This window comes from Streptomyces sp. NPDC056479, from assembly GCF_042795335.1.
Taxonomy (GTDB): domain Bacteria; phylum Actinomycetota; class Actinomycetes; order Streptomycetales; family Streptomycetaceae; genus Streptomyces.
In genome coordinates, this window is record NZ_JBHTRZ010000009.1 from 220695 (window position 1) to 235220 (window position 14526).

Sequence of the window (14526 nt, forward strand, 5' to 3'; positions counted from 1 at the left end):
TTGAGCCGCACCGCCTGGAGCGAGAGCGCCTCCACGCTTCTCGAGAACGAACACGTCGAACTCCATCCCCTCTCGGAGAGCGACCGTGAACCGCTGCGCCGGATCGCATTCGACCAGCAGATCTGGACCTACTTCGTTTCCCGGGTCGAGAACGACGCCGACTTCGAGGTGTTCTTCGACGCCATGCTCGCCGACCAGAACAGTGGCAAGCGCGCGGTCTACGTCATCGTCGACAAGGGCACCGGAGAGGTCGCGGGAAGCTCCAGCTACGGCAACCTCGCCGAGGCCGACGGGCGCCTTGAGATCGGGTGGTCATGGCTGGGTGTCAACTTCCAGGGGAAGGGCATCAACCGCTGGGCCAAGTACCTGCTCCTTGAGCATGCGTTCGAAGTCATGGGCGCTGAACGCGTCGAATTCAAGACCGACATCCTCAACGCTCAGGCCCGGGCCGGACTGCGCAAGATCGGTGCATACGAAGAAGGCGTCATGCGCAGCTTCAACCCGATGCCCGAAGGCAGGAGGCGCGACGCGATCTACTATTCGGTTCTCCGCGCCGAATGGCCCTCGGTCAAGGACCAACTCGGTCGAATCGGCAAGGCTGTCAACCCGTGCGCGTGAACAGCGCGCCGTTCATTGAGCTGTCCGGTCCGCCGCACTCCCGTGGAATCACCCACGGACGCGCGCTGGCCGGACGGCTCCGCGGATTCCTCGACGACTCGCTCGCCCGCCTCGGCCACCTCAACGACCGCCCGATGGACCTCGATTCGCTGCGACCGGGCATCGCCGCACACCGTGATGTCGTCGCCACCGCGTTGCCGGACCTCGCCGACGAGATCGACGGCCTCGCCGCCGGCGCCGGAGTCGACCGCGACGCGGCCTGGCTGCTGCAACTGCGCCGAGAGCTTCTGGGCTACAGCCGTGTCACCGGCGGGGACTGCACCACGTACGCCTCCGTCCGGGGCCGGCCGGTGCTGGCACAGACGGTCGACCTGAACGGGAACCTCGACGATCAGATCGCCCTCCTGGCGGTCTCCGGACCACGTCACCGCTCCCTGGTGCTCAGCTTCGCCGGACTCCTGGGCTATCTCGGTGTCAACGACGCCGGAATCGCCGTAGGCCTCAATCTCGTGCTCGGCGGCGCCTGGGAACCGGGAGTTCCGCCGTACCTGGCGATCCGGCATGTGCTGGACACCGCCGACAGCGTCGAGCAGGCCGTCGACATACTCTGCGAGCTCCCGCTGGCCAGCTCGCGATCATTCATGGTGTGCGGCGAGGAGCGGGCCGTGTGCGTCGAAGCGCTCGGCAAGGAACGCAGCATTGTCGAAGATGACGAACTGGCGCATACGAACCACTTCCTGGACGCCGATTTCGCCGAAAGAGACGAGATCAACGTCTTCGCCAAGAACTCATCAAGGCGACGTCTGGAGGCGGTTCGAGAGGCGGGCATCCCGAAGGCGAGCGACACCGCGAGCCATCACCGGCTCCTCTCGACGCCGCCGATCCTCGTGCCGGACAACGGCGACATCCGGCGTGAGCGGACCGTCGCGGCAGTGATAATGCGCCCGGATCTGGGGGAAATTCGGCTTTGGCCGGGTGATCCGTCGACTGCGCAGGAGCAAGTTCACTCCTTGCCGTAATCGAAGTGCGTAGTCGCACGGCAGGAAAGTCAGTCCGGTGCCTCCCCCTGAATGCGTTTGTCGCGGACGCGGGTGATGCGGATGAGTTCGTAGTTTTCCCTTCGTATACGTGATCGGTTCGGACTGGAGGGAGTTGTGGTGGTGGGTCGGGTTGTGTCGGTGAGGGGAGTGCGGTCGTGATGCGGGTTGCGGTGGTCGGTGCGGCCGGCTACATCGGCGGGGAGTTGCTGCGGCTGCTGATCGGTCATCCCGAGGTCGAGGTGGTCGGTGCGGTCTCCTCGCGTTTTCCGGGCAAGCGGGTGGACGGGGTGCACCCGAACCTGCGGTCCGCCACCGATCTGTCGTTCTGCTCGGCCGACGAGGTCGAGGACTGCGACGCGGTGTTCCTGGCCCTGCCGCACCGGGCCGCGATGACCCAGATCGAGCAGTGGACCCAGCGGTCCAAAGTCGTCATCGACCTGACCGGGGACTTCCGGCTCGATGACACCGACGTCTTCGAGCGCTACTACGGCGAGAAGCATCAGGCCCCGCACCTGCTTCACGACTTCGTGCCCGGCCTGCCCGAACTGCACCGCGAGAGCCTGCGCCACGCGAACCTGATCAGCGTGCCCGGCTGCATGGCCGCCGCCGGCATCCTCGCCCTCTACCCCCTCGTCGCCCACGACCTCATCGACACGCAGGCCGGCGCCCAGTTCGACGCCCGCACCGGCTCCAGCGGCTCCGGCTCCACCGCGGGACCGGCCAACCTGCACGCCGAACGCAGCGGCGCCATGCGTGTGTTCGCACCCACCCGGCACCGCCACGAGGCCGAGATCACCCGCCACCTCGGCATCGAAGCCGCGATGACCGCCACCGGCGTCGAAGCCGTCCGCGGCGTCCAGACCATCTGCCACGCCACCCTGCGCCCCGGCGTCGACACGCAGACCGTCCGCCGCGCGTTCCGCACCCAGTACGCCGACGAACCCTTCGTCCGCGTCGTCGCCCACCAACGCGGCATCTTCCGCTACCCCGACCCCAAGATCCTCCTGGGATCCAACTACTGCGACGTCGGCTACGCCCTCGACGAGGACACCCACCGCCTCACCACCATCGCCGCCCTCGACAACCTCGTCAAAGGCGGCGCCGGCAACGCCCTGCAATGCCTCAACATCCGCATGGGCCTACCCGAAACCCTCGGCCTGACCTTCCCCGGCCTCCACCCCCTGTGAACCCCGGCCAACCGGAGAGACCGTGACCACCAAACCGCTGACCGTCGTCAAATGCGGCGGCAATCCGGCCGTGGACGCCGAGGGCATCTGCGCCGACATCGCCCGTCTCGTCCACGAAGGACACTCCATCCTTGTCGTCCATGGAGGCTCCGGTGACATCGGGCGCCTCGCCGGCCGACTCGGCGTCGCACAACGCACCCTCGTCGCACCGGACAACGTGTCCACGCGCTACACCGACCCGGACACGCTCGAAGTGGTCGTCCTCGCCCTGGCCGGCGCGGTCAAGCCCCGGCTCGTGGCGGAGCTCTCCCGCCACAAGGTGCCCGCGGTCGGACTCACCGGCATGGACGGCGGCATGCTCCGCGCCCGCCGGAAATCCGCCGTCCGTGCCGTCGTCGACGGCCGTACCGTCCTGATCCGGGACAACCACAGCGGCCGGATCGGCACGGTCCACACCGAGCTCCCCGAGACACTGCTGCGCGCCGGCTACGTACCGGTGGTCTCACCGCCCGCCATCGACGAACACGACCACCCCGTCAACGTCGACGCCGACCGCGCCGCGGCAGCACTGGCCGCCGCACTGGGCGCCGACCAGCTGCTCCTGCTCACCGGCGCACCCGGTGTACTCGCCGACCCCGGTGACCCCACCAGCGTGCAGAGCACCCACCAGATATCCCGCACCGGCCCGCCCGACCCCTCCGCCACCGGTGGCATGGCGCTCAAGCTCATCGCCGCCCGCGAGGCGCTCACCGGCGGAGTCGCCACCGTACGCATCGCGGACGGACGCACCCCCGAACCCGTCAGCCGAGCACTCGCGGGGGCCGGCACCACGGTGCACCTCTCCAGCGCGGGGGCGCCGGCCCACAGCTCACGCGAAAGGTTGATCCGCACATGAGCGAACCGAATGGCACACCAGCCGAGTGGCAGGGCGGCACGGTCTGGCTGACCGGGCTGCCGAGCGCGGGCAAGACCACCATCGCGGTGGGTCTCGCCGAGCGACTGCGCTCCGACGGGCACCGAGTTCAGGTGCTCGACGGTGACGAGGTCCGTGCCGCCCTCTCCGCGGATCTGGGATTCTCGAAGGAGGACAGGGACACCAACGTGCGGCGGATCGGATACGTGGCCGGGCTGCTCGCCGAGCACGGCGTCACGGTGCTGGTGCCGGTCATCGCCCCCTACGCGCTGTCCCGCGCGGCGGTCCGGGACCGGCACGCGGCACGCGGCGTCCCCTACCTCGAGGTGCATGTGGCGACTCCGGTGGAGATCTGCGCCGACCGGGACGTCAAGAGCCTCTACGCCAGGCAGGCGGCGGGCGAGATCAGCGGACTCACCGGTGCCGACGACCCCTACGAGGCTCCGATCGACCCCGATCTGCGGGTCCACACGCAGCAGCAGACGGTCGACGAGTCGGTCCGGCAGGTGCGTGCGCTGCTCACGGAACGGGGACTGTCGTGACCGCCCCCACGCGGGTCCTGCCCGCCGGCCGTCCCACGAGCGCCCGCCCCGCGGTGTCCGCGGCGCCCTCGCTGACCCACCTCGAGATGCTGGAGTCCGAGGCGGCTCACATCTTCCGTGAGGTGGCGGGGGAGTTCGACCGGTCGACGCTGCTGTTCTCCGGCGGCAAGGACTCGATCGTCATGCTGCACGTGGCGCTCAAGGCGTTCGCGCCCGCGCCCCTGCCGTTCTCCCTGCTGCACGTGGACACCGGCCACAACTTCCCCGAGGTGATCGCCTACCGCGACCGGATCGTCGAGAAGCACGGCCTCCGGCTCGACGTGGCGTCCGTGCAGTCGTACATCGACGACGGAAGGCTCCGTGAGCGTCCGGACGGCACCCGCAATCCGCTGCAGACCCTGCCCCTGCTCGACGCGATCCGCGACGGCCGCTTCGGCGCGGTGTTCGGCGGCGGCCGGCGCGACGAGGAGAAGGCGCGCGCCAAGGAACGGGTGTTCAGCCTGCGGGACGAGTTCGGCGCCTGGGAGCCGCGCCGGCAGCGGCCCGAGCTGTGGCAGCTCTACAACGGTCACCACCTGCCCGGTGAGCACTTCCGCGTCTTCCCGCTGTCCAACTGGACCGAGCTGGACGTCTGGCAGTACATCGAGCACGAGGGCATCGAACTGCCGGAGATCTACTTCGCGCACTGGCGGGAGGTGTTCCAGCGGGACGGCATGTGGCTGGCGCCCGGCGACTGGGGCGGCCCCCGGGACGACGAGTCCGTGTGCGAGCGCCGGGTCCGGTACCGCACGGTGGGCGACATGTCCTGCACCGGCGCGATCGACTCGTCCGCCTCGACGGTGGACGAAGTGATCGCGGAGATCGCCGCGAGCCGCGTGACCGAGCGCGGCGCGAGCAGGGCCGACGACCGGATGTCCGAGGCCGCCATGGAGGACCGCAAGCGAGAAGGGTACTTCTAGACATGTCAACGGGCGTCGCGGAAGCGGCAGATCAGACGTGCTCCACCGACCGGCTCTCCGGCGGCCTGTTGCGGCTGGCCACCTGCGGGTCGGTCGACGACGGCAAGTCCACCTTGGTCGGACGGCTGCTCTACGACACCAAGTCCGTCCTCGCCGACCAGGCGACGGCCATCGAGGAGGTGTCCCGCAGGCGCGGGCAGGACGGCCCCGACCTGGCACTGCTGACCGACGGCCTGCGGGCCGAACGGGAACAGGGCATCACCATCGACGTGGCCTACCGCTACTTCGCGACGCCCGCGCGCCGGTTCATCCTCGCGGACACCCCGGGCCATGTGCAGTACACCCGCAACATGGTCACCGGCGCCTCCACCGCGGACCTCGCGGTGATCCTGGTCGACGCGCGCAACGGCGTGGTCGCGCAGACGATGCGGCACGGCGCGATCGCGGCACTGCTGCGGGTGCCGCACGTCGTGCTGGCGGTCAACAAGATGGACACCGTCGGCTACCAGGAGTCCACCTTCACCGCGATCGCCGACGAATTCGCCCAGCGGGCCCGCGAGTTGGGCATCAACGACGTCACGGCCATTCCGATGTCGGCGTTGACCGGCGACAACGTGGTCGAACGGTCGACCAGGATGGACTGGTACGACGGCGACACGCTGCTGTCCCATCTGGAGAACGTGCCGGTCGGAGCGGACCCGATCAGCAAGCCGCTGCGCCTGCCGGTGCAGTACGTGATCCGGCACCCCGCGGAGCACCGGCAGGTGGTGGAGCGCTGGCCGGCCGGACAACTCGCCTCCGGCCACCTCGAGGTCGGCGACACCGTCGTCGTACAACCCTCCGGAGAGTCCAGCACGGTCGTCGGCCTCAGCGTGCTCGGCCAGGAGACCGACAGGGTGTGGGCATCGCAGTCGGTGGCCGTCCGGCTCGCCGACGAGATCGACATCTCCCGGGGCGACATGCTGACCGCGGGCCCCGCTCCACAGATGCTGCGGCAGATCACCGCCACCGTGTGCCATCTGCACGACCGTCCGCTGCGCGCGCGTCAGCGTGTGCTGCTCAAGCACACCACCAGGACGGTCCCGGCGATGGTGGACCGGATCGACTACCGCGTGGACGTCACCGACGCCCGCCACCTGCCCTGCCCGGACGGTCTCGGCGCCAACGACATCGGCGGCGTACAGATCCGCACCGCCGAGCCGCTCGCCGTCGACGACTACCTGGAGAACCGGCGAACGGGTTCGTTCCTCCTCGTCGACCCGCAGGACGGGGCGACGCTCGCCGCGGGGATGATCGACGCGCGGGCAGGGGATCAGCGCCTTCAGCCCTAGCGGGCCCCGGGACTGCGGTCGGCGGTGTTCTCGCCGCTCCACCGCAGCGTGACGTCGAGATGGGCGCCCACGCCGGCGCTCGACAGGAGGGCGCCCAGTTTGGCGTCCAGGACGACGCCGAAGGTGACCTCCACCTCGTCGGGGGTCCGGGCGGTGTCGCGGAACTGGCCGATCACCTCGGAGGCGGCGGAGGTGATCGGGGTCAGGGCCTCGCGGAGGGTGGTGCCCGCGCTTTCCAGGCGGGACCCGAGGCCCACCGCACCGGTGCCGGCGCGGGCCGGCGGGGCGACGAGGACGACGGTTCCGTCGGCCAGGGTGAACTGGACTGCGTCCGGCATCGGGGCGGCTCCTGGGTGGGTGGGTGTGCGGGGGTGCGGGTCAGGGCCGGCTCGGCGTGGCGCACAGCGGTTCGGGCGCGGCGAAGGCCGGAGTTTCCCGCTCGGCGGTCTGCTGGACTCTCTCCAGCGCGTCGAGCAGGCCCTCCAGGTCCTTGCCGTTGGCGTAGTCGAGGACCGCTCGGTAGAAGGCGGCGGTGACATCGGGGTCCATCGCGTCGGCGGCGCTGAAGCACAGCGTGTGCCCGGAGCGGAGCATGTCCGCTATCCGCGCCTGGGCGGGGTCGGCGTACCCGGTCACCCGCTCGTTGGCCGAGATCGCGTATCCGGGCCTGTTCACCCAGGTCCGCTGGGCGCTCTCGCTCGCCAGATAGGCGATGAGCCGCTCGGCGCTCGTGCTGTCGGAAAACTTTCCGACGAAGTCAGCCGACACCTCCAGCGCCTTCGGGGACGGGGTGACGAACGTGTACGTCCCGTCCCGCACCCCGTCCGCCGGGAGGCCCATCGCGGACAGCGCGCCATGGCCCAGGGAGCAGGTGCGGTCGGCCATTTGGTCGGTGGCGTCGCTGAACTTGCGGGTGGAGGCGGCCTCGGGGTCGCCGCTCTCGATCAGGTCGCCCCACGCCGTCCACGCGTCGTCGACCTGCTGCGAGTTCCACTTCAGCCGGCCCGACACCCAGGCCTCGTAGGTGTCGGCGCCCTCTTCGGCGAGCAGGATGTCCGCGATCCAGTCGGCACCGGGCCAGCCGGACACCAGGCCGGACTCCAGCCCGAGGCACCAGGTCTCGGGCCGGGCCCGGAGCGCCGGCCAGTTCTCGGGAGGCGGCGGGACGACCGCCTTCGGCACGTACCAGACGAGGCTCTTGACGTCGGCCTTGACGGGCACCGCGTAGACCTTCCCCTCGCGCATGCCGAGACTGCGGAAGGGCTCCACGTACGACTCTGTGCGGACCTCGAGCGGCTTGAGCTCGCCCTGTTTCTGGTACTTGGCGATCGCCCCGACGCTGGGCAGCACCGCGAGGTCGGGCGCCGCGTCCGCGGCCACGGCGGCGTCGAGTTGCTGGGTCAGGGCGCGGGTGATCTGCGGTTCGACATCGATGCCGGGGTTGTCCCTCTCGAAGGCCTTGATGACCGAGTAGAACGCCTTGAACTCGGTGTCGGACCACGGAACCATGATCGTCACACGGTCCTTCCCCGGCTCCCCGCATGCTGCCGCCGCCAGGAGCAGCCCGACGACCAGGGCACAGCGCGCGAGCCGTGCCGTGAGCCCCCTCGACCGTGGTCCTCTCATGAGCGCGGGAACCTGTACTCGGCGACACGAGGGCGGTAGGCCAGATACGCCAGCACACCCGCGGCCAGGAGCAGGGGCAGCGTGATCGCCATGACCCATCCCTCGCCCGGCAGTACCGGATCGTCGGTGAGCTCGCCCGGGGTGACCCGGCACAGCAGGCACCCGGTGACGGCGACGGACGCGGTCGCCAGCAGCGCCAGGCCGAGGGCCGGGTGGGGGTAGCGGCGGAAGTGGCGGGCGACGACGTAGTCGGTCGCGCCGATCAGCAGCAGCATGACGACGGCGGGTGCGAGCAGCAGGGGCCAGAGCAGCCGGGGGTTCAGCCAGCGGGAGCGGAGCTGCTCGGCCAGGGCGATGGATTCGATCTCCCGCAGATCCTCCAGCGATTCGATCAGCCCGCCGGTGAACCTGACGTCCGCCCTCACGCCCTCCGCCTCCGGCTTGTCGTTCAGTGCCTCGCGTGCCGCCAGCACGCCCCGCTTGCCATCACTCACCACCCGGTTCGCCAGCTGCACACAGGTCGTCAACTGGCCCTGGACGAACTGGATGTGATGCAGTCCCCGTTCCCCGGCCGCGTTGCCCCCGGTCGCCGAGGTGAGGAGGGTGCCCACCCGGGTGGTGGCGTTGGCGAACTCGGCGCCGGGGCCGGTCAGTTCCAGCGCGCCGGTCGAGGACGCCTCGTCGAGCTCGTCCGACGCCGACTCGGCCTCGTCCCGCGCCTTGTCGATGGCAACGACGGCCTCGCGGGTGCGCTGAGCCGCCGCGACCTGTTCTCCCACCCGATTGGCCACGACCAGATACAGCAGCGCGGTCAGGGCCACCATGCTCAGGACGCCCGCCCGGAGCCAGCGCACCACCACGACGGGATGCGGCCCGCGCTCCCTCGGCCGCACCGGTCGTCGATCGTCCCGCACCCCGCTCACCAGGCATCCACCGGCGCGCTCCCCACACCCGCGTCCCCGAACCGATGCCCGCACTCCTCGCAGAACTTCGCCGCCGCCGATGCCGACGTCGCACCGCACCGCGGGCACGCACGCGGCGGCAACGGCGCCTCACGCATCGGCAGTTCCACCACGTCCACCGGTCGTGCCGCCGTCTTCGTCGAGTCGACGCCGATCCGCTGGATCTCCGCCCGGGAGACATCGCGCCGCACCCGCGGCCGACCGTCGGGCCCGTCGGCCGCCAGCGCGCGCAGCAGTCGTAGGCGCATGGTGTCGTGGAGGTTCTGGGCGAGACCGATCGCGCGGCCCAGTTCGTGGTCGGCGCGGTCGAGCTCCCCGCGCAGATGGGCGTCGGCGCAGGCCCGCATGGCCATGCCGAGTTCGCGTTCGTTCTCGACGCGGGTGAGGTTGGCCGACCGGGGGATGCCGAAGCCGGGGGTGGAGCGGCGGCGTACGACCATGGCCGCCGTGGCGGAGCACGGGCGGCGGGTGCCGTCCGGGCGCTCGGCGTGCAGGGTGATGCGGGCGGCCCGCAGGTCCTCGTCGACGGCGAGGGCGTGCGGGTCGAAGCGGAGGGAGACCTGGTACTGGCGGGTCTCCGGCGGCCAGGATCCCAGCGGCACATGGGTCTCGGCATCGTGTCGCTGGCGGGCCGTCAGTTCGGCTTCCGCCGGGCGGGTCTGGCGTACGAAGGCGAGCTGGAAGCGCTCGTTGAGGTGCAGGCCCAGATAGACCCGGGGCACGACGATGCGCTGTGCCTGCCGCAGGAGCCGGGTGAAGTCCTCGGTGAGGTCGGAGATGGTGACGACCGCCTGGGCGGTGCCGTGCAGGGCCTCGGTGATGCGCAGCAGTTCGGCGTAGTGCCAGTCGTCGCCCAACCCCCGCGCGTCACAGACGAACCGGTCGGTGCAGGCGGCGAGGATCTCCCCCAGTTGCTCCGGGGTCTCATGCTCGTCCTTGCCGTCCGTGTAGAGGACGGCGTGCCGCACGGTGCCGGGGGAGTCCGCCGAAGCGAAGAGCCTGCCGGCGCACTCCAGCCACTCGCCGATCGCCGTGCCGCCCTCGGCGAGCTGGCCGACCACCCGGAGCTTGGCGTCCTCGCGCGTCACCGCGTCCAGGCGGGCCAGGCCGCCGTCGGCCGGAAAGATCACGTCGGCCCGGTGGTTGCCCGCGATGATCCCCAGCAGGGTGCCGTCGCGCAGGGTGTCGATGGCCGCGCACATCGCCCGCTTGGCCTCGTCCAGTTTGCGGCCCGTCATCGACAACGAACGGTCCATGATGAGGATTTCGGCACCCTGAGCGCCCGGAGCGTCCGGCCCACCCGGGGCCGCGCCCGGAGCGGAGCGCGCGGTGACGGTGATGAGGGCGTCCGCGCGCTGCGCGTCGTAGGCCAGTTCCGAGGGTGCGTCCACTTCCAGGGCAAAGCTGAGTCCCAAGGGCGAGCTGTCCCCCACCGGCACCACCCGATCGCGTCGCTGCGTGTCCCTTACGGAGCGTGTGGTTGTCCACTACTCGGCGTATCAGGAGCTTAGCGGCCTGGGTGTTCGTCCGAAACGGGAATGACCGGTTCTTCCACGTCGTACGGACCATCTCCACCGCAGCGGGGGACGCAGCCGGTTGGCGAGGTCCACCAGTGCGACGTACTCACGCTCGGTGGGTGCGTGCGGCCCGAGTTCGCGCAGCGCGTCGGACAGCCGCTCACGGTCGCGGTGGTGCAGGAAGTGCGCGTACTGGATCTCGGCACGCAGCCCCGCGGCCGCGGCCCGGTCCACGTCGAGGCCGTCCAGACCCGCCCCGGCCCGCTCCAGGTCGTCCCCGTCCGGCTCGGGCCGGTCCGGCCCGTCGAGGACCATGACGCTCAGCCGTACGGCCGCCACGCGCGCCTCGCGTTCGTAGCGGAACTCCTGGGCCAGCCGTACGGCGGCGCCCACCGCCTTCGTCCGCTCGCCCGCCAGCAGATGGACCCGGGCCAGACCGAAGCCGGCCGCGCCGAGGGCCGGCGTCGTGTCGAAGACCGCGCCGTAGTGCGAGCGGGCGGCGGCCAGGTCCCTGCGGAGCTCGGCGCACAGGCCGAGGGCGAGTTGCGGTATCAGTTCGCCGGGAACCGCCCTGCGTACGGCGGTGAATGCCGTGGTGGCCGCCGTGATGTTCTCCCGGGCCAGTTCGATCAGGCCGGAGTGCCAGGCGTGCAGCCAGTGCCAGTCGTCCAGCTCCGCTGCCGCGAGCGCCCGCTCGGCCAGCTCCGGGTCCCGTCTGCGCAGGGCGAGCCGGCTCTCGGCCAGGGCACGCCTGCTCGAGCCCGCCATGTCCGGGGCGTCGGGGTCGGACACCGGCGTCGGCAGCGCGGTCGCGATGGCGGCGGGCTCGGGCGAGGAGAACGGTGCCCGCATCGCCAGCGTCGCGTCCTTGCAGGGCCGCGCCTCGACCCAGTGGGCGAGCGGTCGCGCGGCCCCGAGTCCGCCGTGCAGGGAATGCGGCATCGAACCGAACAGGGCGGACGGACGGGCCACCTGACGCTGCGTCGGCGGGGCCGCCACGACCTGCCGGATGACCCCGCTGAGCTGTTCCCCGAACTGCCGTGCCGACCCGAACCGGTGCCATGGCCGCTGGTCGTCCGTGGCGCGCTCCAGCAGCAGATGGAGCGAGTCGACGCCCGGTACCGAGCGGTCGGTCCAGCGGTCGTCGCACACCACGCGCAGGGTCATGCCCAGGGAGTAGAGGTCGAAGCCCGGGGTCGGGTGCCGGTGTTCGGGATCGCCCTCCGGGGGCGCGTACGCCGGGGTGTACGCCTCGATCGGCCCCTCGTCCCCTTGGCGCCGTACCGCCCCGAAGTCGATGAGCCGCACCCGGTCCAGCGCGCCCGCCGGGCTCTGCTCCCGGAACCGCATGATGTTCAGGGGTTTGACGTCGCAGTGCAGCAGACCCCGGGCGTGCAGGTAGTCGAGCGCCTGGAGGACACGGACGCCGTGCGCGAGCAGGGTCTCCAGCCGGTCGCCGTCGCTCGCCGAGAACGGTATGCCCGGGACGTACTCCAGGACGAGATGCGGCCCCTCCTGCTCGTAGCCGAGGATGCGGACGATCGCGTCGTGCCGGAGCCCGACCAGTACGTCCCGCTCGTGCAGGGCGGTCTCGGCGACCGACGGGTGCAGGGCCTTGAGGACGACGTGGGTCTCCAGGTTGCGGTCGTGGGCGAGGTGGGCCGAGCCGAACGCTCCGGCGCCCAGGACGCGTTCGACGTCGTAGCGGCCGGCGATGGTGCGGCCGTCGGGCTGGGTGAAGTCGAAGCCGGTGCCGCATTCCGGGCAGTAGCCCGCGGTGCGGCCCGGGTCGCCGCCGCGCCCGCGGCCGACCGGCTTCTGGCAGGCGGGGTTGGGGCAGAAGCGGTGCTCCTCGGCGACGGGCTCCGCCGACCGGGGCGGGACGGCCGGGGTGTCGGGGCCCTGATCGGAGTCGACCAGGGCGAGGCCGTACCAGGGATCCGGGCGCACATGCGCCACGCCGCCGCTCGGAGCCCGCACCGGCTCCGGGGCGCGGGCCGCCGGCGTCGCGTGGTCCTGCGGCAGCGGCCTGCGGTCGCAGCGGTCGCAGAAGCCCTGCTGGTCGATCTCGCCACGGCCGCAGTCGGGGCGATTGCACATCCGCACGGCGTCACCCTTCTTCGATACGGCGGTTGAGCTCGTCGATGTAACTGCGGACCGCCCGGCGGGCGACCGCCAGCCTGATCGGCACGGTCCCCAGCGCCCGGGCGGCCGGCGCGTGGAGTTCGGCGAGGCGACGGTCCTCGTCGCCGAAGTACCGGGCGGCTCGTAAGCGGTGCAGTTCCAGGGTCGAGGAGAGGTCCTGGTGGGTTTCGATCATCCGGCGCAGATCACGGTCGAAGCCGGCCAGGGCGGCGCGGGCCGCGACGGCCTGCTCGTGCACGGCGGTGAGTTCGGGGCCGGGCTCGTTCGCGCGGGCGACGGCCAGCCGGACCCGCAGGCGGGGCGCGGTGCGCGGCGGCAGCCGCGGCGCGGCGAAGAACCGTACGCCCCACTCCTGGTCCAGCGCGGCCGCGGCGTCCTCGTCGGCGGCGAGCCGGGCGACGACCGCCTGGGCCCGCTCGGCGCTCACGCCCCCGACGGCGGACCCGCGGATCGGTTCCGGGTCGAGGGACACGTCGTGGGTGAGACTTCGAGGCGGTGCGCCCTCGAAGCCGAGGACGAGCCGGATGCCCCGCGACCGGGCGCGGTCGGCCAACTCCCCGAGCAGGTCCCGCACCAGGGCCTGCGGGTCCTCGGCCCGGTCCACGCCGCCCACCACCAGACAGGCGGGCGGTCTGCGGCGCAGGAGCTGCCACGCCACGTCGCGGGCGTCCCCGCCGGGGAGCCCGAACCGGCGCGCGAGATAGCCGCAGACGTCGGCGACCGACTTGCCGCGCGCGTCGTAGGCCGCGTCGATCGCGCCGAGCCCGAGGACCGTGTCGCCGGGCGCGCCGGTGAGCTCCGCGTCGGAGACGCCGGCCCGGGAGGCCGGGTCGGCCGTGCGCACCAGGCGCACCAGCCAGGAGTCACCGACGGCGGTCGTGCCGCCGGTGCCGACGACGACGGTGCCGGGCCGGCCGCTGTCGAGCAGCCGGGTGAGCTCCTGCGTCAGGGCGAGCCGCAGCGGGTCGCCCAGCACGTCGTCGGGCAACTCACCGCGGGTTCGGCCGAATTCGTCGGTGGGGTCGCCGTCGGTGAACTCCAGCTCGCCGATCCGGGGCAGATACGTCAGCACCGTCTCCGTCGGCAGCATCCACGCCGCCTTCGCGTCGCCGTCGACGAAGTCGGCCACCACGATGCCGATGACACGCCCGTCGAACGCGCCGCCCATCGCCATCACGCCCGCGCCCGAGTACCCGCGCTCGATCCATGGATCGCCGGTGCGCACCCGTTTCAGCAGGCCCCACTCGCCCTGCCGCCCGCCGGAGCCGGCCAGTTGCGCGTCCGTCCCCATGCCGAAGAACGGCTCTGCCTGGGGAAAGCCGTACACCCGCACCGTGCCGCCGGCGATGGGCGCCTTCCACAGCTTCGTCCGGGTGCCGCAGCCGGACGGCTCGTCGAGTTCCAGCAGTGCCACGTCGCCGCGCTGTGTGCCGTTCTCGTGCACCCAGGTGCCCGGGGCGACGCGCGCGGTGACGGTCCACTCCGGCCGGCACGCCACACTGCTGATCCGCAGTCGATCCCTGGAGCCCCCGGGTGCCGCTCCGGTGTACCGGACGACATGCGCGCAGGTGAGCACATGACGGTCGTCGAGGAGCACACCGGCGCCACAGGGCGTGCCGTCCTCGTCGTCGACCCTCACTCGCCACGGACTGTCACTGTGGTGATGCAGCGCCATATGCCCACGGT

General features: G+C 71.5%; 13 protein-coding genes. 7 read left to right on the forward strand and 6 right to left on the reverse strand.

Translation table 11 applies throughout. The features are described 5' to 3' along the window. The 7 genes from ACFQ6S_RS32525 (at nucleotide 1) to ACFQ6S_RS32555 (ending at nucleotide 6590) form a co-directional block, all read left to right on the forward strand. Entirely contained in the window at nucleotides 1–618 is a 618-nt protein-coding gene (locus tag ACFQ6S_RS32525; protein ID WP_383417790.1) for a GNAT family N-acetyltransferase, read from the forward strand. Further along, nucleotides 609–1637 (forward strand): C45 family autoproteolytic acyltransferase/hydolase, encoded by a 1029-nt coding sequence (locus ACFQ6S_RS32530; RefSeq protein ID WP_383417793.1) that lies wholly within the window; start codon nucleotides 609–611, stop codon nucleotides 1635–1637. The genes ACFQ6S_RS32525 and ACFQ6S_RS32530 overlap by 10 nt, the downstream gene beginning before the upstream one ends. A 179-nt stretch (nucleotides 1638–1816) precedes the next feature. After that, nucleotides 1817–2845: an N-acetyl-gamma-glutamyl-phosphate reductase gene (argC, locus tag ACFQ6S_RS32535; protein WP_383417796.1), complete on the forward strand. Its 1029-nt coding sequence runs from the start codon at nucleotides 1817–1819 to the stop codon at nucleotides 2843–2845. 22 nt (nucleotides 2846–2867) lie between these two features. Next, on the forward strand, nucleotides 2868–3740 hold the full coding sequence (locus ACFQ6S_RS32540; protein WP_383417798.1) for a [LysW]-aminoadipate kinase: 873 nt from the start codon (nucleotides 2868–2870) through the stop codon (nucleotides 3738–3740). Further along, nucleotides 3737–4300: an adenylyl-sulfate kinase gene (gene cysC, locus ACFQ6S_RS32545; protein WP_383417801.1), complete on the forward strand. Its 564-nt coding sequence runs from the start codon at nucleotides 3737–3739 to the stop codon at nucleotides 4298–4300. The genes ACFQ6S_RS32540 and cysC overlap by 4 nt, the downstream gene beginning before the upstream one ends. An 86-nt stretch (nucleotides 4301–4386) precedes the next feature. Then, nucleotides 4387–5259 (forward strand): sulfate adenylyltransferase subunit CysD, encoded by an 873-nt coding sequence (cysD, locus tag ACFQ6S_RS32550; protein WP_383418276.1) that lies wholly within the window; start codon nucleotides 4387–4389, stop codon nucleotides 5257–5259. 2 nt (nucleotides 5260–5261) lie between these two features. Beyond that, the gene (locus ACFQ6S_RS32555) at nucleotides 5262–6590 is read left to right on the forward strand and encodes a sulfate adenylyltransferase subunit 1 (RefSeq protein ID WP_383417804.1); all 1329 of its coding nucleotides are present in this window, start codon (nucleotides 5262–5264) and stop codon (nucleotides 6588–6590) included. On the opposite strand, the gene ACFQ6S_RS32560 is transcribed toward ACFQ6S_RS32555, so the two are convergent. The 6 genes from ACFQ6S_RS32560 to ACFQ6S_RS32585 form a co-directional block, all read right to left on the reverse strand. After that, nucleotides 6587–6928: a CU044_2847 family protein gene (locus ACFQ6S_RS32560; protein WP_383417807.1), complete on the reverse strand. Its 342-nt coding sequence runs from the start codon at nucleotides 6926–6928 to the stop codon at nucleotides 6587–6589. The two genes, ACFQ6S_RS32555 and ACFQ6S_RS32560, sit on opposite strands and share 4 nt — an antisense overlap. A gap of 40 nt (nucleotides 6929–6968) precedes the next feature. Continuing rightward, nucleotides 6969–8216 (reverse strand): extracellular solute-binding protein, encoded by a 1248-nt coding sequence (locus ACFQ6S_RS32565; protein ID WP_383417809.1) that lies wholly within the window; start codon nucleotides 8214–8216, stop codon nucleotides 6969–6971. Next, a complete protein-coding gene (locus ACFQ6S_RS32570) occupies nucleotides 8213–9139 on the reverse strand; it encodes a hypothetical protein (RefSeq protein WP_383417812.1) in 927 nt (308 codons plus the stop codon). Before ACFQ6S_RS32570 ends, ACFQ6S_RS32565 begins: the two co-directional genes overlap by 4 nt. Then, the gene (locus ACFQ6S_RS32575; protein WP_383417814.1) at nucleotides 9136–10593 is read right to left on the reverse strand and encodes a VWA domain-containing protein; all 1458 of its coding nucleotides are present in this window, start codon (nucleotides 10591–10593) and stop codon (nucleotides 9136–9138) included. Before ACFQ6S_RS32575 ends, ACFQ6S_RS32570 begins: the two co-directional genes overlap by 4 nt. Before the next feature lie 84 nt (nucleotides 10594–10677). Further along, nucleotides 10678–12795, reverse strand: coding sequence for a tetratricopeptide repeat protein (locus tag ACFQ6S_RS32580; RefSeq protein ID WP_383417817.1), 2118 nt, complete (start codon nucleotides 12793–12795; stop codon nucleotides 10678–10680). Between the two features lie 10 nt (nucleotides 12796–12805). Beyond that, nucleotides 12806–14515, reverse strand: a complete 1710-nt coding sequence (locus ACFQ6S_RS32585) for a serine protease (RefSeq protein ID WP_383417820.1) — start codon at nucleotides 14513–14515, stop codon at nucleotides 12806–12808. Nucleotides 14516–14526 lie beyond the last annotated feature (11 nt).